Here is a 22,436-nt window from a genome sequence, read left to right on the forward strand (position 1 = left end):
CGCCGCCTTGACCGCACCCACCCGGCGACCCATCGTCCGGCAAAGAAACGCGCCCCCGAAAGGCAACAGCATGTCTCCATTCCGCTACCTTCCCCCGCTGGTGTTGTGCCTTGCCGGTGCCCCGGCCTTGGCGGCCGTCACGCCCGAGGCGCTGTGGCAAAGCTGGCAGGATGACGAGGGCGCGATTTCCGCCGTCGGCACCGTCAGCCGGGATGGCGAGACCCTGACCGTCACCGACGCCCGCCTGACGATCGAGGATGTCACGGCCGAGATCGCCCGCCTTGTCCTCAGCCCCGAGGGGGAGGGCACCCGCGCGGGTCTGCCCGACGACTGGCGCCTCGTCAGCGACGATGTCAGCGCCGAGGTCACCGCGCCGGGCGCCTCGCTTCTGGCCACAGGCGACGCGGCCGACCCGGTCTACCGCATGGCCGCGCCGCAGATGACCGTGGCGACGGATATCGACGATCAGCCGGTTACCATCGACATGGTCGGGCTTGCCGGGCTGTTCGCCTCGGACGCGCTGGATCTAGAGGCCGACAGCCTTCGCCTGGTGGCTGACGCGACCGAGGACGGACCCGCCGTCACGGTCGAGCGCACTTCACCTGCCTTCACGCTGGCCGGTCCGATCCAGGCCCTGGCCGATCTGGTCGCAGGCGAAGTGCCCCCCGACGCGGTGATCGAGCTGACATCGACCGAAAGCCTTCAGGTCTTCACCCCGGCGCAAGAGAATGCCGCCACCGTGACGATCCGCTCGGGCGCGACACGCGACGCGGTAGAGATCACGGGCGGGACTCTGGCCGTGCAGCAATCCCTTCAGGATGTCGCGATCGCGGCCGACGGTCCCAGCGTTCCGTTGCCCGACGCCAGCGCGGCCATCGAAAGCGTCGAGCTTGCCCTGACCGGGCCTGCCGCCCCGACCGACGCGCCGGCCCCGTTCTCGGTCGCGATGTCGATGGACGGGCTGACGGCCAGCGAACAACTGTGGCAACTGATCGACCCCGCCGCCGCCCTGTCGCGCAGCCCGGCCAACCTGGCGCTCGAGCTTTCGGGCCAGACCCTGCGCACCGGCACCGCCGAGATGGCGCCCGAACGCGCGGCGCTCGAGGCTTTCCGGCTCGAGGCGTTGGGCGCGGTGCTGATGGGGCAGGGCTCCCTTCTGTTCCAGACGCCGGGCGAAGGCGCGCTCGGCAAGCCCGTGGGCACCTTCTCGTTCACTCTAGAAGGGGCATTGGGCGTGCTGGACCGCCTGGATGAGCTTGGAACCCTTCCCACCGGGGCGCTGATCGGCGCGCGCATGGGTCTTGGCATGTTCACCCGCCCGGGCGAAGGCGACGATAGCCTTGAAAGCACGATCAACATCGGCCCCCAGGGCGCGGTCAGCGTCAATGGCCGGGTGGTGATGCAACTGCCGTAGGCGAGGCGCATCGGACCTCCCAAATTCGTGATCTTGATAATCGACAGCGGCAAGCCATCCGCCTATGGTGGCTTATCCCATGTACGAAAAGCCTATGCCTAAATCATCACTCAAGGCCAGTATCGAGAACAATCCCGTGGCGATGGTCCTGTCCGACCCGAACCTTCCGGACAATCCCCTGATATTCGTGAACGAGGCCTTCGAAGCGGTCACGCTGTACCAGCGCGATGCCGTGCTGGGAAAGAACTGCCGTTTTCTGCAATGCGACGAGACGGATGAGGTTGCGCGCCGCAAACTCCGCGATGCGATTGCGGAAGAGAAGAATGTCACCGCCGATCTGATCAACGAGAAGGCTGACGGAACGCGGTTTCTCAATCGAGTCGTGATCGCGCCGATCCGCGACGATGACGGTAAAGTCCAAGCCTACCTGGGAATTCAGGGTGAAATAGCTGGCACCGAAAAGGAACAAAAAACCTCGGTCGGGGACGAAAGTGAACAGATGCTGGCCGAGTTGCAGCATCGCGTGAAGAACCACCTCTCGATGGTGGTCAGCATGATCCGCCTTCATTCCAGGCGGGAAGTCACGCAGGAATCTTTCGAGGCGCTGAGCCATCGCGTGCAGAGCCTCGCGCTTCTTTACGAAGAACTTTCCCCATCGGGCGCGGTGTCCGGCAATTCCGAGAGCCTTCCTGCGGGCGCCTATCTCAGCCGCGTCGCAAATACGATAGGTGCGCTCGACGGTCGCTCGTCGATCAGGCTGAACGTCGATTGCGACGAGGTCGACCTGCCGATCGAGACCGGGGCGCGCATCGGGATGCTACTGACCGAGTTTCTGACCAACGCCTTCGAACACGCCTTTGCCGGGCGGGACGCGGGGGTCATCCAGGTCAGGTTCCACCGTCAGACACGCGGAAAGCTGCGTTTGACGGTCGAGGACGACGGGGTAGGATTGCCCGAAGGGTCGACCTGGCCGGAAAACGCCCCGTCCATCGAGGATCGCCAAAAGCAGGCGAACGAGAACGAGGCGGACGTTCTGAATACGCGCGGCGGCAAACGGAAATCCGGCGCCGGCGGCAGCATTGTGGGCGCGATGGTCCAGTATCTGGACGGCGATCTGACTGTGACTTCGTCGAAGCATGGAACGATCATCACGCTCGACATTATGCAAGACGCCTAGATCTGGCGGCATGTGTTTTGGGGAGCTGCCGCTGGACCTGTTGCGTGGCCGAAAACCCGGATGCCCTCCATGCGCGTGTTCGGCCCTGACAGGTCGATGGGGGCGGTTTCCAAGATAATACGGAACGCGCCCAAACTCGCTAGGGAAAAGCGACGGTCGAAAATCCCCAATCGCAGTTTCTGCTTCCGTGCCTCGTTCCGCAGGCTCGCGACGTCTTCCGGCAGAAACCAGATCACGCCGTCAGGGTGTCCTTGGGGGCGTCGCCGATATGGGGCGGGAAGGCGGACCATATCATGGTCGGCGATCATCGCACCCGTGTCGCCGTCGCTGCTTGGACCGTTGCACCGGGCGCGCTAGGTCCAGCCCCGGACCAGCCAGGGAAACGCCATCGATGACCGACAGCCTCGCCGACCTCTCAGCCGCCTTGCTCAGCGCCGCGAAGACCGCGGGGGCGGATGCGGCCGACGCCATCGCGGTGCGCGACGCCTCACTCTCTATCGACGTGCGCAACGGGACGCTCGAACAGGCGGAGCGTTCCGAAGGGGTCGAGATTGGGTTGCGCGTCTTGATCGGCCAACGCCAAGCCTGCGTCTCGGCGTCCGACCTGACCCCGCGCACGATCTCGGAGATGGCCGAACGCGCCGTCGCCATGGCTCGCGAAGCGCCCGAGGATCCGGGTGCGGGCCTTGCCGATCCGTCCGAACTTGCGCAGGACGTCTCGGCCGAGGGGCTGGAGTTGGCGGATGACAGCCCCGAACCCGATCCCGCAAGGTTGGAAGAGATGGCCCGCACAGCCGAGGCCGCCGCGCTGGAGATCGACGGCGTCACCCAGGCGCAGGGGGCCACAGCGTCCTGGGGCGACCGCGACATCCATCTGGCCGCGACCAACGGGTTCTCGGGAGGGTACCGGCGGACCGGGGCGTCGATCTCCTGCGTCGCGATTTCGGGGCAGGGCACGAAGATGGAGCGTGAGTATCACGGCGAATCCCGCACCCATGCCGCGGACCTGCCCGACCCGGCCGAGGTCGGGCGCCTCGCCGGCGAACGCGCCGCCGCCATGCAGGGCGCGCGCCGCGCCAAGACCGGCACCTATCCCGTGCTGTTCGACGAACGCATCTCCTCCAGCCTGATCGGTCATCTGCTGATCGCGATCAACGGCACCTCCATCGCGCGCGGCTCGTCATGGGCGCGCGACCTCATGGACCGGCAGGTCCTGCCCGAGGCGTTGTCCCTGACCGAGGATCCGCACCGCAAGCGCATCGCCGGATCCCGCCCCTTCGATGCCGAGGGGCTGGCCACCGCGCCCCGGACCATCGTGGATCGCGGCATGCTGCGCACCTGGACGCTGGACCTGGCCACCGCCCGCAAGCTGGGCCTCACCTCGACCGCGAACGCCTCCCGCTCGCCCTCTGCTCCGCCATCGCCCAGCCTGACGAACGTGACACTGACGCCAGGCGAGACGGACCGCGCCGGCCTGCTGGCGCAGATGGGCACCGGGCTTCTGATCACCTCCTTCATCGGGTCCACGATCAATCCCAACACTGGCGACTATTCCCGCGGAGCCTCGGGCTTCTGGGTCGAGAACGGCCAAATCGCCTATCCGGTGAACGAGATCACCATCGCCGGCCACCTGCCCGACATGCTGCGCCGGATCGTGCCCGCCAACGACGCCCGTCCGCACCTGTCGCGCCGGGTGCCTTCGCTTCTGATCGACGGGATCACCCTTGCCGGCGACTGACCTTGCCCTCTTGATCGACGCGGCCCATGCAGCCGGACAGATCGCGCTGTCCCATTGGCAGCGCGACCCCAAGACCTGGACCAAGACCGACGCCAGCCCCGTCTCGGCCGCCGATCTGGCGGTGGATCTGGCGTTGCGCGACGCCCTGCTATCGGCCCGCCCCGCCTATGGCTGGATGTCCGAGGAAACCCCCGACGACCCCACCCGCCTGCGGGCCGAGCATTGCTTCATCCTCGACCCCATCGACGGCACCCGCGCGTTCCTCAAGGGGGAACCGACCTGGGCTGTCTCCCTCGCCGTGACCACCGGCAGCCAGCCCACTGCCGCCGTCATTCATCTTCCGGCGCGCAATCTTACCTATACCGCGGACGCCACCGGAGCGTGGTGCAACGGCATCCCCCTTCAGGCCTCGACCCATTCCGCACCCGACGGCGCCCGGACCCTTGGCAACAAGGCGGCCTTCGCCACCCATAACTGGGACGGCGTGCCCGCCTTCGACCGCGCCTTCCGCCCCTCGATGGCCTATCGCCTGGCCTGCGTGGCCCAAGGCAAGGCCGACGCCATGCTGACGCTGCACCGCGCTTGGGAATGGGACATCGCCGCGGGCGCCCTGATCGCCGCGTCTGCCGGCGCGGCCGTTACCGACCGCCGCGGCGGTCCACTGCTGTTCAACTCGCCTCAGCGCACCACCGACGGGGTCATTGCCGCCAACCCCACGCTCAGCGCCGCCATCCGCGCCCGGCTGGCCTGAGGGAACCCCTTGCCGCGCAGCCGTGTTGCGATACCGCATGGGGGTGCAATGTTTACACTGGAAGACCGCCACGAAGAAGCCGAGGTCGTCTCGCTGGAGCGGCCCGAGTTGCTGATGTTCTGCGGCCTGATGGGTCTTGCGGGCTGCATCGCGCCGTTCGTGACCATCGTCTGGGGCACCGCGGTGGCAGATCACGACTTCATCGCCGATACGATCAGCGACCTCGCCCGCGGGGATCACAAGCGGATCATGGACGTGGGGTTCTACCTCAACGCCTCGGGTTTGCTGGCCATCGCCATAGCCGCCGCGCATGCGCATCTGGGCAAGGTCGGCTGGACGCTGGGCGTCTTCGCCCTGTCTTTCCTGGCGCTGGTCGTGGTCCTTCTGGGCCTCTGGGACGAGTTCAACGACGTCGGCGGCCCGGGCACCGACATGACCGTCCACACCCAGCTCACGTTCCTTCTGGGCCCGCTCTACCTGATCGGGCCGCTGGTGATGGCCAAGGGGGCGGGGGGCATCTCGCCCACCTATGGTTGGCTCTTCGTCGCCTCCGCCGCGATCTGGGCCCTGTTCGCAGCGGCCTTCAAACTGTCCCCAGATAGCATCGACGGCATCGTCGAGAAGATCGCCATCGGCGGCTCGTTCCTCTGGACCGTCCCCCTGTCCTTCCTCTTCATCGCCCGCGGCTACGAGAAGACCCACAGGGTGACCGGCCGCCGCCAACAGAGTTGACCCGTCCCCCCACCCGGATAGCGTAGGCTGGGGGAAGATGGGGCATTGCCGATGAAAGACACCGACAAGCTGATCGAGGGCTGTGCCGCCCTCGTTATTGGCATGACCGCCGCTGCGATCGGCTCAGCAACGCTCGGGGCAGTTGCCGGGCCCGTCGGACTTCTGATCGCGGGCGGGGCCAGCATCCGCGCACAACTGACCTCCCGGTGCCGCGACCGCCCCGGCAAGCGCGTTATGGCCGCGTTGACCTCCGACAGCGAACTTGCCCCGCACATCCCCGAAGCTGCCGCCATCGTCGGGACTCTGCGCAATGACCTGTTCCGGCAGATCGACACCACCAGCCTTGTATCCCTAACTTGGCACAAGATCCCTGAAGAAATCGCCAAGCCGGTATTGGGATCTCTCGACAGCACCACCAGCGAGGGTGCGCGCCGGGTCGTGGGCCTCGTCTTGACCGAAACCGCGCGGGTACTGACGGAGGATGACGAATTCCGCACCGCTCTGCGCGATGACCGCAGCCTGACGACCCTGCGAGAGGTCGTGGCGGTAAACCAACATGTACTAGTCCTGTTGAGCGAATTGCGGGAGCTCAGGAGCGCTGTTTTCGACCGAGCTGTCGAGGCAGGAGTTCCCGCGGCGGTTGTAATCCGACTGGCAAGACGGATTTCCGCAGATGTGGATGATCCGTATTCCGCGATGGAGGAACTCGCCCGTGCCGTGGAGATCGCCGAACGGGTCGAGCGCGAGGGTCATACACCGTCCAACCACGCGGACTTCGTGGACGAGGTCATGGCCCGCGTCGCCGCCCTTGCCCGAGAGTCGCGCTATGCCGACGCAGGCAACGAGATCGACGCCGCCCTCGCCCGCGACGAGGAGGAAACCCGCGCCCGCCGCACCAAGCTCTTCGACCGCGGGATCGAGGTCGCAACCCTCGACCGCGACCCCGCCCGCGTCGCCGACCTGCTGGTCAAGAAGGGTGATCTGGAGGCGGGCGGGCGCATGTCGCTTGAGAGCATGAATCAGAAGATGCGAGAATGGGGTGTCGACGATCACGCCGATAAAACCAGACTAGAACTAAGCGTTTGTGTTGAACTGGGCCGCGTCTGGAAAGAGCGCGCGAGTGATGTGCAGGAAAAGGTATCGGCGTTGTATAGCTTTGGGTTTGCCTCCCATATTTTGGGGGGGCGTCTCCTAGATCGATTTATTTTAAAGCAGGCGGCCAGCGCCTTCCGCGAAGCCCTCGATGCCGGCAAGTCGTCATTGTCTACTCACGATATAACGGTTTTGCGGTTTCAGCTTGCTCAGACACTAGCTGTAATGGGTGAGCGGGAAGGAGGTGATGAAAACTTCACTGAAGCTTTATCGATATTCAAATCTGTCCAAGAGGAATGGTGTCTCGATGTATTGCCGATTAGATGGTCTGAAGTTGAAGGAAGTATCGCGGGTGTATTGTTTAATATGGGAACTCGAGAGGAAGGAACGTACTTGCTAAGGAAGTCGGAGGTCTCGTTTCGGAAAGCCCTAGCGGTATTGACGCATGATAAGCACCCCGACGTATGGTGCGACTTTCAGATGAATTTAGGAAACGCCCTCTCCGTAATTGGGATTCGCGAAAATCTATCAAACTATCTTGTTAGGGCGGTTGAGGCATACGAGGCGACCCTGAGAGTTAGGACGAGGGAACGGGTTCCAGGCGACTGGGCAATATTGAAGACTAATATGGGAGCGTCTTTGACGGAACTAGGGTATCGCCAGCTAGGGCTTGCCGGTCAAAGAACCCTATACAGGGCGGTCTCGGAGTTGAAGGATGCGCTTACCGTTAATACCCTCGAGAACATCCCGATGGAGCACGCGCGTTCGAGTATGAACTTGGGTCTCGCGTTTGCTGCCATCGCTGCACGCGAGCCGGGCGTGAAAAGCCTTGAGGATGCAATGGCGGCATATCGCGACGCTTTGAAGGTTTGGAGACCTGAGAATTCTCCATTGGACTGGGCAAATGCGTTTGGTTTAGAAGCCTTTGCACTGCATGGTATGGCTCGTAGAAAAAATGATGCTGATCTAGCGGCCAGCGCCTTAAAGCAACTTCAGAAGTCGGTGGATTTTCTGTTACGGTTTGGAAACGAATATTTGGGCGCCAAATTCGCTTCCTCGATTCCAACTTTCCAACGGCTGGTTACCGAGCTCCAGCAAGTGTCCTGACCCCGTCCCGACAGATGCATGACAGATGTCCGGCGCGTGTCCGGCGCAGGCACGACGGAGACCCGGCGCAGGTCCGACACAAGTCCGGCGCTTGCGGGACGGGGGCGGGACGGCCTAGATGGCACCGAAAGGAGACATCCCATGACCCAACGCCTGCATCTCGTCTTCGGCGGAGAGCTTGTCGATCCCGCCCAGAACGCGTTCAAGAAGGTCGACGACATCCATATCGTCGGCATGTTCCCCGACTACGCAAGTGCCTACGACGCCTGGAAAACCTGGGCGCAAAAGACCGTCGACAACGCGCATATGCGCTATTACATCGCGCATCTTCATCGCCTCCGGGACGAGGAGACCGCCGCCTCTCCGACCGAGGAACTGGGCTGAGGGCACCGGGGTTGCCCGACTTCTCCCTCACCCTTCTGCGCCACCGTCTCTCGGCCCGCACCCAGTCCCGCCGCCCCTCCATGGCGCGGCGGGCGCGACCCGAGGGGCGGCTTATGTGGTTGCATTTGGGGGAGAATTTTGACCCGACCGGTGTCTGCATCGCGGTCGAACGGCTGCGCGAACGGCACCGGGATCTTCGGGTTCTGATCACGGGGGACCAAGCCGATGGCGGCCTGATCGACGCCCCGCCCTCGGACACCGTCCCGTCCGTGCGCGCGTTCCTGGACCATTGGCGGCCCGACATCGCCCTGTTCGCCGGTAACGACGTTTTCCCCATGCTCTGGTCCGAAGCGCTGGCGCGCGGCATCCCCCTGATCGCGGTCGAGGTCGATACGACCCGCCATGCCGCCGCCATGATCCGGCAGATGCGGGGCTTCGATGCCATCCTCGCGCTTGAGCCCGATCTGCGACTGGATCCCGTGATCGAGGTGACCGGCCCCCTGTCGACCACGCCGCTTCTGCCCCATGCGGACCGCGCCGAGATCGAACGGATGCACGAAGCCTTCGGCAACCGCCCCGTCTGGCTGGCACTGGGGGCCATGGCGGACGAGACCGAGGCCATTCTGCAGGCCCACGCGCTGGCATCCCGGATGACCCACAGGCTGTTGCTGGTGCTGGATGTCGACGATGCCACCGCCACGTCGCGGTTGCGCGACGGTGGGTGGCGCTGGGTGGATCGGGATGCGGATGGCGTTCCGATAGATGCACAGGTCCTGCTGACGGAATTTGGGACTGAGGACGGACTTTGGCTTCGACTGGCGCCGGTGACGTTCATGGGCGGCACGCTCTCAGGCGATGGCCCTTCCCTCGATCCGCTGGCCATGGCGTCCCTGGGCACGGCGCTTCTTGCAGGGCCGCAGGGGGCAGATGTCGCGAGCATGTCGCGCCTGACGGCGGTCGGTGCGGTCCGGAGCATTCAGGATTCCGCGACCCTCGGCACCGGGGTCGAGAGCCTTCTGAACCCCGAGGAGGCCGCGGCCATGGCTCATCGCGGCTGGTCGGTTACCAGCGAAGGTGCGGAAGCGACGGCGCAGTTGGTCGATCTTCTGGACGATACGCTGGCGGGGATCCCGGTCTGATGCGCGCGCCGAAGTTCTGGTTTCGGCCCGCCGATGCGCCGGGGTTCGCCGCGCGCGCCTTGTCGCCCCTCGGGCATCTTTATGCGACGGCGACCGCGGCCCGCTTGCGAAAGTCGGGCTTACGCCTGCCGGTCCCGGTCATCTGTGTGGGCAACCTGAATGTCGGGGGGACCGGAAAGACCCCGACCGTCATCGCCCTGTTGCAGATGCTGGCCGACCGCGGCGCCGCGCCGCACGTCGTCTCTCGCGGATATGGCGGGACGCTGAAAGGCCCCCACCTGGTCGATCCGCGACGGGATACTGCCGCTGATGTAGGGGATGAGCCGCTGATCGTTGCGAATTTCGCCCCCGTACACGTTTCGCGGGATCGCGCAGCCGCCGCGAAGGCCGCCGTGGAAGGCGGGGCGGACGTCATCGTGATGGATGACGGCTTTCAGAACCCGGCCCTTCGCAAGGACCTTTCGATCCTGGTCGTGGACGCCGAAACCGGCTTTGGCAACGGGCGTGTGGTCCCGGCAGGGCCCCTTCGGGAGGGGGTGTCGGCCGGTATGGGGCGCGCGGACCTTCTGCTGTCCATCGGGTCCGCAAATGCCCAGCAGGGTTTCGACGCGGCATGGGGCGCACAAATTCCTTGCGCGCGTGCGACGGGTCGGCTGTCCCCGATCCGGACAGGCATGCCCTGGGACGGCCTGCGAGTTCTGGCGTTCGCCGGGATCGGCCGCCCGCAAAAGTTCTTCGACACATTGAACGGGGTGGGTGCCAATGTCGTCGCGGCGCGAAGCTTCGACGACCACCAAGTCTATTCCGACACGATCCTGGCGCGGCTGACGCGAGAGGCGCGAGAGGCAAACGCGCAGCTCGTCACAACGGAAAAGGACGCGGTGCGTCTGCCCGCGTCCTTCCGTCCGTCCGTCCTGACGGTCCCCGTTCGGCTGGAGTTCGATGATCCGGCGCCGGTGCTGGCAGCGCTGGACCGGATCGGGATTTAGCCTTCCCCGCCGAGCTTCTCGTCCAGAATGCGTTGGAACTCGGAATAGCTCATATTCGAGTATTTCTCGCCGTCGATGACGAAGCTGGGCGTAGATGTGATGTCGTCAGCCTCGGCGTTCTGCTGGAAGTTGGCGTAGAGCGCTTCGGCCTTCGCACCGTCCGACAGGCAGGCATCAAGCTGTTCCTCGTCCAGGCCGGCGGTCTTGCCGATGGTCTTGAGGTTCGACGCGATCTCGGCAGGCTCGCCTTGGGTCCATTCGCGCTGCCGCTCGTAGATCAGGTCGGCGATGCCGAAGAAGCGGTCTTCCGATCCACCGCACCGGGCGACCATGCTGGCCCAAAGGCCGTAGCGGTCGAAATAGACGTCGCGATAGACGAACTCGATCTCGCCCGTGTCGATGTAGTCGGCCTTGAGCTGCGGGAAAACGTTGTCGTGGAAGTCACGGCAATGCGGGCAGGTGAAGGACGCGTATTCGATGACCTGAACCGCGGCGTCCTCGTTGCCTAGCGTCATCTCCTGGATCTCGACATCCGATGCCTCAGCGGTGGCCTCGCCCTCTTGCGCCTGGGCCGGGGTGAACGGCGTCATCGCGGGATTGTCGCCCGGGCCGGACAGGTACCAGATACCCCCTGCGGCAACGGCGGCGGTGGCGGCGAGGGTCGCGATCTTGTTCATGATTGTTCCTTCTTGGTGCTGGAGGCGAGGACGTTCGAGCCCAGGCGTTCGAGGGCGGCGCGCAGGCCGGGGTCGCCCACCTCGGGAACCGAGACGGCCGGGGCCGCCGTGGTCTTCGGCGGCGGGGTATAGGAGGATGCGGGTTCGGCAAAGCCCGTCGGGGCGGTCTGGGTGATGTGGACGCGGCGGATCGCCTGATAGCCGTAGCAGGCGTTCACCTTCTCGCGCAGTTTCTCCTTCTGCATCTGAAGCATGGGGGCCTGCGCGCCGGTGGTCAGAACGGTTAGCGTCGCCCCCATCCCCCCGCGCGAGAACGAGACATCGACGGGGCGGCAGATCGACGCGATATCCTGCCCCACGACCTCGGCCCAGCGAGTCAGAAGGCGCGACACGGCGAACCCGCGGCTTTCACCGACCTTGCGGACGTCACGCTCGATCAGTTGGGCGGCGCGGACTGCCCCCTTGCGAAACGTGCGGCGATGTGGCGACTGGTTTGCACTCATGCGGCCAATCTAGGCATGTGCGCCACAGGGGGAAGCCCCGCCCTGATCAGGAAGCATAAAAGATGCGTGACGCCTCCGTCTCCGAAAGATTGCTGGACTGGTACGACGGACACGCCCGCGACCTGCCCTGGCGCGTGGGGCCCGCCGCGCGCCGGGCGGACGAACGGCCCGATCCATACCGTATCTGGTTGTCCGAGGTGATGCTTCAGCAGACGACCGTGGCGGCGGTGAAGGCCTATTTCCAGCGGTTCACGACCCTTTGGCCCACGGTCGGGGATCTGGCCGCGGCCGAGGATACCGCTGTCATGGGGGAATGGGCCGGTCTTGGATACTATGCCCGCGCCCGCAACCTGTTGAAATGCGCGCGCATCGTGGCGGGGGACCTGGGCGGTCATTTTCCGGATACCCGCGAAGGTCTGGCGGGGCTGCCCGGTATCGGCCCGTATACCTCGGCGGCTATCGCATCCATCGCGTTCGATCGCCCCGAAACGGTTGTCGACGGGAATGTCGAGCGTGTGATCTCGCGCCTTCATGCGGTCGAGACGCCCCTGCCGGCGGCAAAGCCCGAACTGACGGCGTTGGCGGATGCGCATACGCCGCAGGTGCGGCCCGGGGATTACGCCCAGGCGATCATGGACCTGGGGGCGACGATCTGCACGCCGCGCAGCCCCGCTTGCGGGATATGTCCGCTGATGGACATGTGCGTGGGACGGGCCGAGGGGATCGCCGCCACGCTTCCCCGCAAAAGCCCGAAAAAGGCCAAGCCGGTGCGGCGGGGCGTCGTCTATGTCGGGCGTCGGGCCGATGGGGCATGGCTGGTCGAAACGCGCCCCCAAAGCGGGCTTCTGGGGGGCATGCGGGGCTGGCCGGGGTCGGACTGGGCCGAAGCGGTCCCCGATCATGCTCCACCCGCGGACGCCAAATGGGCCGAAGCCGGAGAAGTGCGCCACACTTTCACGCATTTTCACCTTATCCTCGACGTGATGATCGCGGACGATCTGAAGGAGCCGCGACGAGGGCGGTTCCTGCCATCGGCGGAGTTTCGTCCATCCGACCTGCCGACCGTCATGCGCAAGGCGTTTGACCTTGCGTCAGGACAGCTCGGCACCGTTGAGCAACAATCGAACGGATCGGTATGATGACACGGCAAGGAGGCATCGCATGACCCACATTTCGCAGGCTCTGCCCTTCTGGTTGTCATTGCTTTTGGTGCCCGTCGTGATCCTCGCGGCGGCGCTGGGCGGATGGTGGGTCCTTCTGGTGCCTGCCGCGACGTGGTGGCTGTTTTCGATCATCGACAGTTTCGCCGGCCTGAACGAGGCCAATGCCGATCCAACGACACCCGACACGCAACTGTTCTGGTATCGTCTTATCACGCTGATCTGGCTGCCGATCCAGGTTGCGCTGACCTACGGGTTGATCTGGTATGTCCAACAGTCCGATCTGGGTACGGCCGAGGCCATTGGCCTGTTCTTCGGCGTCGGCGTCCTGTCGGGGACCATCGGCATCAACTACGCGCACGAACTGATGCACCAGCGGAACCGGGCGGAACGGTGGTTGGCGGACCTTCTGCTGGCCATGGTCTTCTATTCCCATTTCCGGTCCGAGCATCTTCTGGTCCATCACCGGTATGTCGGGACCGGCCGCGACCCCGTCACCGCGCGCTACAACGAGGGGTTCCACCGCTTCTATCCCCGTGTCCTGCAGCAAAGCCTGGTCTCGGCGTTCCGGGCCGAGGGCGCGATGCAGCAGCGCCGGGGCCGGCCCTGGTGGCATCGCACCAACCCGTTCTGGAAATACTGGGCGCTCCAAGCAGGGTTCCTTCTGGCTGCGTTCCTCATCGGCGGGTGGGCCGGCGTGGGGCTTCTGCTTTTCCAGGCGGGGGTCGCGATCTGGCAACTGGAACTGGTCAACTACGTCGAACATTACGGGCTGACGCGGAAATACCTCGGCGACGGCAGATACGAGCATGTGCGGCCCCGGCATTCGTGGAATGCCAGTCACAAGGCCTCGAACTGGCTATTGATCAATCTGCAGCGGCATTCCGACCATCATTACAAGCCCGACCGCCGTTTCCCGCTTTTGCAGACCTATTCCAGTACCGAGGCCCCGCAACTGCCCGCGGGCTATCCCGTGATGACCGTAGCCGCGATGATCCCCCCGTTGTGGAAGCGGATCATGAACCCGAGGGTGAAGGCGTGGCGGCGGCAGTTCTATCCTGAGATCAAGGATTGGCACCCCTACAACAAGGCCCTGAACCCGGCACCGCGCTAGGCTTGGTGGGTGTCGCAGAAGTAGGATGTGCGGCCGCCCACCTTGCGTTTGACGATCGTCCCGTCGCAAACGGGGCAGTCCGCCCCTTCAGTCCGGTTCGGGATCAGCCAATCGCCGGGCAGCTTGCTGTAATCCATGTCCGTCGCAGCCACCGCTTCCAGAACGCGGGGCATCTTGTCATGGAGGGCGTCCAACCGGTCACCGTCCAAGTCCGCGGCCTTGGCCGTTGGGGATGTGCCGGTCTGGAACAATATCTCGTCCGACCACAGGTTGCCGATACCGGCCAGCTTCTTCTGGTCCATCAATGCCGATTTGACCGCCCCGCGTGTGCCGCCGATCACATCCCGGAACGCCTCGCGACTGATCTCCAGGGCATCGGGCCCGTAGCCCTCGTCTCGTATGAAGGTCTCGGGGTCGTCGATCACGTGGACCCAGCCCAGCTTGCGGGGGCAGCGAAAGGCAAGCCGACGGTCGCCCTCGAACGCGATGATCAGCTTGCGGTAATCCGGTGTCTTTCCCCCATCGTCATAGGGGCGGAGCGATCCGCTCATCCCAAGGTGGACGGCGATCCAGGGGCCCGTCTTCGAGCCCGCGAAGATCAGTTTGCCGTGGCGGCGGGTTTCGGTGAACTGATGTCCGACCAGACGTTGGCGCGCATTGCCGCCCGGAAGCGTGATGTATTGGACGTCGTCGCCGGCCTCGACGCTGACGATGGTACGGTTCAAGCACATCGCTTCGACGCGGCGCCTGTTCGCTTCGGCTTCGGGTAATTCGGGCATCGGCACCTCCTGCCCCCGGAAATGGGCAGGGTGACGGGTTCGTTCCCTCCGCCCTGGCCGCAACCCGGGCCGCGCGTCAATTTGCGCCTTCGATTTCCGACGGATCACCGGTGATGGGCGATCTTGCCCAGCGACGTGCGCGGTGCTTTGGTACGCGCATGCGCAGCCTTCTGATTTTCCTGAGCCTACTCGCCGCCAATCCTGTCGCGGCCGATCCCGTCCCAATCGACGAGACGGGCTTTCCAAGCCATGGCGCGGAGGAGGTCGAGCTGGGGAAGTTGCTGTTCTATGATCCCATCCTGTCGGGCAATCGCAGCGTCAGCTGTGCGACCTGTCATCACCCTAGGTTCGCGACGGGCGACGGAATTGCCCTGGGTCTGGGGGATGGCGGCGTGGGGCTTGGGCCCGACCGGCAGGCCGATCCCGAGAACCTGCCAGAGCAGCGGATCCCGCGCAACGCGCCGGCGCTGTTCAACACCGGCCACCGGGATGTGACGGTGATGTTCGCCGACGGCCGGATCGAGGCGGATCCCGACCGACCCTCTGGTCTTCGGACCCCGCTGGAGGAAGAGATGGTAGCGGGTTTCGACAATCTGTTGTCCGCGCAGACCATGTTTCCGGTGCTGTCCCCGGACGAGATGGCGGGGCACTACCAGGAAAACGACGTCGCCAAGGCGGTGCGGCAGGGTCGCCTGACCGGCGATGGCGGTGCGTGGGACATCATCGCGGGCCGCGTTGCGGACATTCCCGAATACCGCACCCGTTTCGCGGCGGCCTATCCGGACATCGCGTCCGGGGGGCGTATCGCGTTCACCGACATCTCGAACGCCATATCTGCGTTCGTCAGCGCGGAATGGCGGTCCGACGACAGCGCTTTCGACCGGCATCTAAGGGGGGAAGGCGCGCTGGAGGACGAAGCGCTTGCGGGGATGGAGCTGTTCTTCGGCGATGCGGGGTGCGCATCCTGCCATGACGGGCCCTTCCTGTCGGACCAAGAGTTTCACGCGATGGGCGCGCCGCAGCTTGGCCCCGGCAAGGCCGAGCGGTTCGAGAGCCACCAGCGTGATGTCGGGCGCATGCGGGTCACCGGCCGGACCGAGGACGCGTACGCCTTCCGCACGCCAATGCTGCGCAACGTCACCAGGACCGGACCTTGGGGGCATGCAGGCGGCCATGCCGACTTGCGCGAATTCCTGCGCGATCATGCCGAGCCGTTGGCCGCCAGCGACCGGTATACGCCCGACGTCGCGTTGCCGCCGCTGGCGGGGGCCAAGCCGGATTGGGCGATCTGGTCGGATCCCAAGGAACGCGGGGCGATCCTGTCTGCCGTCAAACGTCAGCCGCATCCGCTGGATGAGCGGGTTCTGGACGCGTTGATGGCGTTCCTCGCCGCGCTCGACGATGAAACCGCGCTTTCCGGGCGCATGGGGATCCCCGAGACGGTGCCGTCGGGCCTGCCGATCGACCGTTAGCCTTGCGGGGCGTGGAAGGTGTTCGCCGGTACCGTTTTCCACGCGCCCTTGCGCCCGTCTGGCCAGATCACTCGGATCTGCGCTGACGTCGCATCCCCCAGCCCGAAATGGATGGAACCCGCCTGCCCACCGGCGTGACCGCCACCCACGGTGATCTCGCGCGCCTGGCGGACCGGCCCGGCGCGAAGCTCGATCCAAGCGCCGACGGCTTGGGTGTTCGGGCCGTCCATAGCGGGTTGAACCTTCAGCCAGTTGCCCGCCGGGCTGGTGTTCTGCCACAGCCTCAGAGGCGCGCGGCGGGCCGATACAACGAGGTCCAGCCGCCCGTCGCCATCGAAATCGGCCAGCGCCGCCCCGCGAGACCGGGCGTCGTCGGCGATCCCCGCGGCGGCGCCTGCTTCCGTGAACCGGCCATCGGCAGTCTGCATCAGCAAGTTGTTCGGGTCGTGCATCGCGTTCGACGGCATCTGGTCCACGTTGCCCTTGGCGATGAACAGGTCGAGGCGGCCGTCATTGTCCACGTCCCCGAATTCGGCGTGCCACCCGGTGGACGGGCGGCCGTCGTCGCCCTGGTAAGGGCGTTGGGCGGCGGTGCCGACCTCGTACGGGGCATTTTCCCAGGTCTTGCCATCGTTGAACTGCAATAGCTGATCGCCCATGGAGGTCAGCATGACCTCGGGCAGGCCGTCGCCGGTGATATCGGCGCTGGCGATCCCCATGCCCCACAGGGAGACCTTCTTCCACCCGTCCGCTTCGGTCCGCGGTTCAAGCGGAGATAGGCGCCACATCTCCTCGTATCCGCCGGTCAAATAATAGTGCCGGTCGTTCGAGATCCTCAGTTCGGGCGTCCCGCTGCGTTGCCAGTCCGAGATCAGCATCGACAGCGCGCACCATCCGGGTGCGATCGGTCTGGGCGCACCGTAGCCCGTGCCTTTTGGGCGATAGAGGGCGTTGTCGTCACACGCGCCGAACGGACCATCGGAGTCGGTGCGATCCACGTAATTGCCGATGGCGAGTGTAGGTAGTTGGGCTTCCCCCTCCCACGTGGCCGAGAACGCGGTCGACCACGCGGTGCCGCCGTCGAAGCCCCATTCGGCACTGGCATCGCGGAACCCGCAATCGCCGTCGCCCTTCAGAAGGAGGTTCGCGCCCACCCGCAGCACCACAAGATCGAGAATCCCGTTTCCATCGATATCGAGAGGGTAAAGGCCGGTGACGCCCGTCAGATCCGACATTTGGCCTTCGGTGAACCGGATCGCGCCCCCCGGCCCTTCGGTGGCATTCACGAAAAGACGGGCGGGCGTCTCGCCCCCGGCGGCGGCGATGTCGGGACGGGTATCGCCGTTGCAGTCCAGCACGGCAACGCCGCCGCCGACGAAATGCTCCCACCCGCCGGAATAGACGTGCTCGACTGGGAACGCATCGGGACGGACCGTGAAGGACGGGTCGGCCTGCGCGGCAAGCGGCAGAATTGCCAGGGCGAACGCCAGCCTCATGCCACATCTTCCCGGACGAGGCCCAGCTCGGTCTCGGTAATACGCGAGAGTGCGAGCGCGCCGGCGCCGTATGCCCACAAAAGGTCGCCCCATTCATGTATGACCAGGGGGGGCAGGGGTTGCCCGGAATCGATGGTAAAGGCCTGCATCTCGACCAGCAGGTCCTGCGTGTTCAGCCAGTCGAAGCGCCGCTGGCCGCCGGACAGGATCAGAAGCGGAGGGTCGAACAGGTTGATGACGGTCGACAGCCCGGCGGCCAGATGGTGGCGGGCGCGGTCGAAGATAGACTGTGCAACTTCGTTTCCAGACGCGGCGGCTGTTTGCAGGGCGTCGATCAGTTCCGGGACCGGTTGCGTATCCTCGATCTGCAAGTTCAACGCGGCATAGGCTTCCCGCGCGATGGCATAGTCGGCCAGATACGCCTCGAGGCATCCGCGCTGGCCGCAACGGCAGAGGGCGCCGTCGATCTGAACCTTCGTATGACCTAGTTCGGGGCCCACGCCGTTTGCCCCCCGAAAGACGCGGTGATCGAGGACCATGCCCATGCCGACCCCCTGTTCAATTGTCACGACGGCGAAATTCGCGCGGTCGCGCCCCTTGCCGAACCACAGTTCGGCCAGCGCGACGAGGTTGGCGTCATTGTCCACGGCGACCGGAACGCCGATCCGTTCGGTCGCGATGCGGGCGAAGTCGATGTCCCGCCCGTCCAGCGCCCAGGACCAGTGCACCCGCCCAGAAGCATGATGGACGAAGCCGGGCACCCCCACGCCGACCGCGCCCAGGTCCCGACGCGTTCGGCCTACGTCGCACAGCATCTTGTCCACCATCGCGGTAATCGTCGCGAGTTGTGCGTCGACATCCGTTTGCGGCGCAGACGATCGGTGCCGGATGGAGGTCAGTTGCTGCCCGGCAAAGTCGAGCAGGATACCGGTGCTGTCGCGCGACGACAGCTTGATGCCGGCTACGATGAACGCTTCGGGGCGCACGGCGAGGCCGACGGGGGGGCGACCGCGGATACTGTTCGCCGCGCTGCGTGAAACGGGGGACTCGCATAACAGCATGCTGTCGATCAGCGCCCCGGTCAGGGTGGATACGGTTCCCGGAGATATTCCGAGGTCACGGGCAACTCGCGCCCGCGAGACCGGGCCAGATGCCCGGACATAGTCGAAGATTTGCAACTTCAGGGGGCGCGAAGGATCGGGGCCAACGATCAGCGGACCGCAGACGGAGTCGCCCTCTTCCGCAATATCGGCGGCCATTTCGTTCCCTCCCCGAACAAATAGACCCACGGTTTTTATGCTGCGGCGCAAAATAAGTCTGTTGCAGGCGCAGCATGTCGCGAGAATACGCGGGCGTTCATTCCGATTGCAAACATTAAGTTTGACAGGCGAATTAAAACAGGCAACATCTTTGCCAGCCGGATCGACCTGAGTCCGGATCGTTCTAGGGAGGAATTGATGCAAAGACGCACTCTGCTCGCCGTGGCTCTTTCGGCCACCTGTCTGACCCCGGCCGCCTTCGCGCAGGACGGGCCCACCGTTGGCGTAAGCTGGTCCAACTTCCAGGAAGAGCGTTGGAAGACCGATGAAGCCGCGATCCAGGCCGCCCTTGAGGAAGCCGGCGCCGAATACATCTCGGCCGACGCGCAATCGTCGTCCTCGAAGCAACTTTCGGACATCGAGTCCTTGATCAGCCAGGGCGCCGATGCCCTCATCATTCTTGCGCAGGACAGCCAAGCGATCATTCCCGCCGTCGAGCTGGCCGCGAACAACGGTATTCCGGTCGTCGGCTATGACCGTCTGATCGAAGACCCCCGGGCCTTCTACCTGACCTTCGACAACATCGAGGTCGGCCGGATGCAGGCCCGCGCGATCCTCGAGGCACAGCCCGAGGGCAACTATGTCATGATCAAGGGCTCGCCCACCGACCCGAACGCCGACTTCTTGCGTGGCGGTCAGCAGGAGGTCCTGCAGGACGCGATCGATGCCGGTGACATCACCATCGTCGACGAGGCCTATACCGACCAGTGGCTGCCCGCCAACGCGCAGCGCAACATGGAGCAGATCCTGACGGCGAACGACAACAACGTCGATGCGGTCGTGGCCTCGAACGACGGCACGGCGGGTGGTGCCGTGGCGGCTCTCCAGGCGCAGGGCCTCGACGGGATCCCGGTGTCGGGTCAAGACGCGGACTTCGCCGCTCTGAACCGTATCGCGCAGGGCACGCAGACCGTGTCGGTCTGGAAAGACAGCCGAGACCTTGGCCGTCGCGCTGCCGAGATCGCCCTGTCGATGGCGGACGGCACCGAGATGAGCAACATCGAAGGTGCGGAAGAGTGGACGTCGCCCGGTGGCACGACGCTTTGGGCCGAGTTCCTCAACCCGGTGCCGATCACCCAGGACAATCTGGACGTCATCGTCGATGCCGGCTGGATCAGCCAGGAAGAGCTGTGCCAAGGCGTCGAGAACGGCCCCGCACCCTGCAACTGATACAACCTGTCTTTGTCCCGGTGCGTGGTTTGCGCGCCGGGACATTTCCTATTTCGGAGTGAAGTGATGGCCGACGCGAGCGCCTCCGGCACGTCTTCGAAGCGAAAATCCCTTTTCCAGACGCTTGAAGTCGATACGCGCCTTCTGGGAATGGTGGGCGCCTTCGTCGTCGTTTGCCTGATGTTCAATTTCCTGACGGACGGGCGTTTCCTGACGCCGCGCAACATCTTCAATCTGACGATCCAGACCGTCAGCGTGGCCATCATGGCCACCGGCATGGTCTTTGTGATCGTCACCCGCCATATCGACCTGAGCGTTGGGTCCTTGCTGGCCACCTGTTCGGCGATGATGGCGATGACCCAGACGGCCATCCTTCCCGGGCTGGGCCTCGACTTTGGAAGTCCGCTTATCGCGCCCCTGGCGATCCTGGTGGGCGTCGCGACGGGTGCGGTCATCGGGGCCTTCCAAGGATACCTGATCGGCTATCTGGCGATCCCGGCCTTCATCGTTACGCTGGGCGGCCTTTTGGTCTGGCGAAACGTCGCGTGGTATCTGACGAACGGTCAGACCATTGGCCCGCTGGACGAGACCTTCCAGCTTCTGGGCGGGATCTCCGGCACCATGGGCGAGACCGGAAGCTGGATCCTGGGCGTGATCGCCGTGATCGTGGCAGCCGTTGCCATCTGGGGCGCGCGGCGTGCACGGATTGCTCACGAGTTCCCGGTCAAGCCGATCTGGGCCGAATTCGCCCTGATGATCGTCGCAGCAGTCTTGATCCTTGGTCTGGTCGCGACCCTGAACGCCTATGAAGTTCCCGAGCGGGTTCTTGCGCGGCAGTTCGAGGCGCAGGGCCTGACCGTACCCGAGGGCTATACCCAAGGCTATGGCGTGCCCTACTCGGTCCTGTTGCTGATCGCCGTGGCTGTCGTGATGACGGTGGTGGCCCGCAAGACCCGTTTGGGGCGGTATATCTTCGCGACGGGCGGCAATCCGGATGCGGCCGAGCTGTCGGGGATCAACACGCGGATGCTGACGGTCAAGGTCTTCGCGATCATGGGTGTCCTTTGCGCGCTGGCTGCGCTGGTGGCATCGGCCCGACTGTCCTTTCATTCCAACGATATCGGCACGTTGGACGAACTTCGCGTCATCGCGGCCGCGGTCATCGGCGGAACGGCCCTGGCAGGGGGCATGGGCACGATCTATGGGGCGATCCTGGGCGCGCTGATCATGCAGTCATTGCAGTCGGGAATGGCCATGGTCGGCGTTGACGCGCCGTTCCAGAATATCGTGGTGGGCGGGGTCCTGGTCCTCGCCGTGCTGGTGGACATCGTCTACCGCAAGCGTACGGGAGCAAAATGATGGTGGACCGAAGTGGCACCCCCCTTGTCGAAATGCGCGACATCTCGGTCTCTTTCGGCGGAATCAAGGCGGTCGATCACGTCAGCATCGATCTTTTCCCCGGCGAGGTCGTGGGCCTTTTGGGCCATAATGGGGCGGGCAAGTCGACGCTGATCAAGTGTCTGTCTGGGGCATACCGGCAGGATACCGGCGATATTTTCGTCAACGGCGAGAAGGCGAATATCGAGAATCCGCGCGACGCCCGGGATTACAATATCGAGACGATCTATCAGACGTTGGCTTTGGCCGATAACCTAGATGCCGCGTCGAACCTGTTCCTTGGGCGCGAACTGACCACGGGGCTGGGATTCGTCAACGATGCCGCGATGGAGGCGGAAACGCGGAAGATCATGGGGCGGTTGAACCCCAATTTCCGCAAATTTGCATCGCCTGTCAGCGCTTTGTCGGGCGGGCAGAGGCAATCGGTCGCCATCGCGCGCGCGGTCTATTTCGAGGCGAAGATCCTTGTCATGGACGAGCCGACGGCCGCCCTGGGTCCGCAAGAGACGCAAATGGTGGCGGAGTTGATCCAGGAGCTGAAGAAGGACGGTCTGGGGATCTTCCTGATCGACCACGACGTCCACCAGGTTAAGCGTCTGTGCGATCGCGCGGCCGTCATGAAGAACGGCGAACTTGTCGGGATCGTGGATGTCGATGACGTCTCGACCGACGACTTGCTGGCGATGATCATCGCCGGGAAGAAGCCGGAACATCTGGCGGCCTGACCCCGCAGGGTTCACCATGGCCGGGTGTTGCGTAGTGCTGTGCCCGGCCGTTCGGTGCGCCGAGATTTGCGAAACCTTCGCGTCTTAGACCCTTTCCAGC

20 protein-coding genes are annotated in these 22,436 nt (G+C 64.7%); 15 read left to right on the plus strand and 5 right to left on the minus strand.

Annotated elements, in window-relative coordinates:
• The first annotated feature begins 70 nt into the window (after positions 1-70).
• From PAA8504_RS06255 to lpxK, 9 genes are all read left to right on the plus strand, one after another.
• Positions 71-1,414, plus strand: a complete 1,344-nt coding sequence (locus PAA8504_RS06255; RefSeq protein ID WP_108893288.1) for a DUF2125 domain-containing protein — start codon at positions 71-73, stop codon at positions 1,412-1,414.
• A 94-nt stretch (positions 1,415-1,508) separates the two neighbouring features.
• Positions 1,509-2,591 (plus strand): sensor histidine kinase, encoded by a 1,083-nt coding sequence (locus PAA8504_RS06260; RefSeq protein ID WP_181375712.1) that lies wholly within the window; start codon positions 1,509-1,511, stop codon positions 2,589-2,591.
• Positions 2,592-2,982: 391 nt separating this feature from the next.
• A complete protein-coding gene (locus PAA8504_RS06270) occupies positions 2,983-4,329 on the plus strand; it encodes a TldD/PmbA family protein (RefSeq protein ID WP_108893291.1) in 1,347 nt (448 codons plus the stop codon).
• On the plus strand, positions 4,316-5,080 hold the full coding sequence (locus PAA8504_RS06275; RefSeq protein WP_108893292.1) for a 3'(2'),5'-bisphosphate nucleotidase CysQ: 765 nt from the start codon (positions 4,316-4,318) through the stop codon (positions 5,078-5,080). The genes PAA8504_RS06270 and PAA8504_RS06275 overlap by 14 nt, the downstream gene beginning before the upstream one ends.
• Positions 5,081-5,128: 48 nt before the next feature.
• Positions 5,129-5,812, plus strand: coding sequence for a DUF998 domain-containing protein (locus PAA8504_RS06280; protein WP_108893293.1), 684 nt, complete (start codon positions 5,129-5,131; stop codon positions 5,810-5,812).
• 51 nt (positions 5,813-5,863) lie between these two features.
• Positions 5,864-8,011 carry a hypothetical protein gene (locus tag PAA8504_RS06285; protein WP_108893294.1) on the plus strand — a complete coding sequence of 716 codons (2,148 nt, stop codon included), beginning with the start codon at positions 5,864-5,866 and terminating at the stop codon, positions 8,009-8,011.
• Between the two features lie 141 nt (positions 8,012-8,152).
• The gene (locus PAA8504_RS06290) at positions 8,153-8,395 is read left to right on the plus strand and encodes a DUF4170 domain-containing protein (RefSeq protein ID WP_108893295.1); all 243 of its coding nucleotides are present in this window, start codon (positions 8,153-8,155) and stop codon (positions 8,393-8,395) included.
• 11 nt (positions 8,396-8,406) lie between these two features.
• Complete coding sequence (locus PAA8504_RS06295) at positions 8,407-9,534, plus strand: 3-deoxy-D-manno-octulosonic acid transferase (protein ID WP_108893296.1); 1,128 nt, start codon at positions 8,407-8,409, stop codon at positions 9,532-9,534.
• Positions 9,534-10,523 carry a tetraacyldisaccharide 4'-kinase gene (gene lpxK, locus PAA8504_RS06300; protein ID WP_108893297.1) on the plus strand — a complete coding sequence of 330 codons (990 nt, stop codon included), beginning with the start codon at positions 9,534-9,536 and terminating at the stop codon, positions 10,521-10,523. The genes PAA8504_RS06295 and lpxK overlap by 1 nt, the downstream gene beginning before the upstream one ends.
• Here lpxK and PAA8504_RS06305 read toward each other — a convergent pair.
• The gene (locus tag PAA8504_RS06305; RefSeq protein ID WP_108893298.1) at positions 10,520-11,200 is read right to left on the minus strand and encodes a DsbA family protein; all 681 of its coding nucleotides are present in this window, start codon (positions 11,198-11,200) and stop codon (positions 10,520-10,522) included. The genes lpxK and PAA8504_RS06305 overlap by 4 nt on opposite strands.
• Positions 11,197-11,703, minus strand: a complete 507-nt coding sequence (locus PAA8504_RS06310; protein WP_108893299.1) for a DUF721 domain-containing protein — start codon at positions 11,701-11,703, stop codon at positions 11,197-11,199. The genes PAA8504_RS06305 and PAA8504_RS06310 overlap by 4 nt, the downstream gene beginning before the upstream one ends.
• Positions 11,704-11,765: 62 nt before the next feature.
• Between PAA8504_RS06310 and mutY the strand changes: the two genes are divergently transcribed.
• Both mutY and PAA8504_RS06320 read left to right on the plus strand, forming a co-directional pair.
• Entirely contained in the window at positions 11,766-12,842 is a 1,077-nt protein-coding gene (gene mutY, locus PAA8504_RS06315) for an A/G-specific adenine glycosylase (protein WP_108893300.1), read from the plus strand.
• A 22-nt stretch (positions 12,843-12,864) separates the two neighbouring features.
• Positions 12,865-13,977 (plus strand): alkane 1-monooxygenase, encoded by a 1,113-nt coding sequence (locus PAA8504_RS06320; protein WP_108893301.1) that lies wholly within the window; start codon positions 12,865-12,867, stop codon positions 13,975-13,977.
• Here PAA8504_RS06320 and PAA8504_RS06325 read toward each other — a convergent pair.
• On the minus strand, positions 13,974-14,756 hold the full coding sequence (locus tag PAA8504_RS06325; protein ID WP_108893302.1) for an Fpg/Nei family DNA glycosylase: 783 nt from the start codon (positions 14,754-14,756) through the stop codon (positions 13,974-13,976). The two genes, PAA8504_RS06320 and PAA8504_RS06325, sit on opposite strands and share 4 nt — an antisense overlap.
• A gap of 158 nt (positions 14,757-14,914) precedes the next feature.
• On the opposite strand from PAA8504_RS06325, the gene PAA8504_RS06330 reads away from it, so the two are divergent.
• Positions 14,915-16,228, plus strand: coding sequence for a cytochrome-c peroxidase (locus PAA8504_RS06330; RefSeq protein WP_108893529.1), 1,314 nt, complete (start codon positions 14,915-14,917; stop codon positions 16,226-16,228).
• On the opposite strand, the gene PAA8504_RS06335 is transcribed toward PAA8504_RS06330, so the two are convergent.
• The gene (locus PAA8504_RS06335; protein ID WP_108893303.1) at positions 16,225-17,724 is read right to left on the minus strand and encodes a CRTAC1 family protein; all 1,500 of its coding nucleotides are present in this window, start codon (positions 17,722-17,724) and stop codon (positions 16,225-16,227) included. The genes PAA8504_RS06330 and PAA8504_RS06335 overlap by 4 nt on opposite strands.
• Positions 17,721-18,983, minus strand: a complete 1,263-nt coding sequence (locus PAA8504_RS06340; protein ID WP_108893304.1) for an ROK family protein — start codon at positions 18,981-18,983, stop codon at positions 17,721-17,723. The genes PAA8504_RS06335 and PAA8504_RS06340 overlap by 4 nt, the downstream gene beginning before the upstream one ends.
• Before the next feature lie 198 nt (positions 18,984-19,181).
• Here PAA8504_RS06340 and xylF point away from each other — a divergent pair, with 198 nt between their 5' ends.
• The 3 genes from xylF to PAA8504_RS06355 all read left to right on the plus strand — a co-directional run bounded on the left by xylF (position 19,182) and on the right by PAA8504_RS06355 (position 22,336).
• The gene (xylF, locus tag PAA8504_RS06345; RefSeq protein ID WP_181375713.1) at positions 19,182-20,213 is read left to right on the plus strand and encodes a D-xylose ABC transporter substrate-binding protein; all 1,032 of its coding nucleotides are present in this window, start codon (positions 19,182-19,184) and stop codon (positions 20,211-20,213) included.
• 66 nt (positions 20,214-20,279) lie between these two features.
• A complete protein-coding gene (locus PAA8504_RS06350; protein WP_108893306.1) occupies positions 20,280-21,572 on the plus strand; it encodes a sugar ABC transporter permease in 1,293 nt (430 codons plus the stop codon).
• The gene (locus PAA8504_RS06355) at positions 21,572-22,336 is read left to right on the plus strand and encodes an ATP-binding cassette domain-containing protein (RefSeq protein WP_108893307.1); all 765 of its coding nucleotides are present in this window, start codon (positions 21,572-21,574) and stop codon (positions 22,334-22,336) included. The genes PAA8504_RS06350 and PAA8504_RS06355 overlap by 1 nt, the downstream gene beginning before the upstream one ends.
• Positions 22,337-22,436 lie beyond the last annotated feature (100 nt).

The sequence above is a fragment of the Palleronia abyssalis genome (assembly GCF_900302445.1).
Taxonomy (GTDB): Bacteria; Pseudomonadota; Alphaproteobacteria; order Rhodobacterales; family Rhodobacteraceae; genus Palleronia; species Palleronia abyssalis.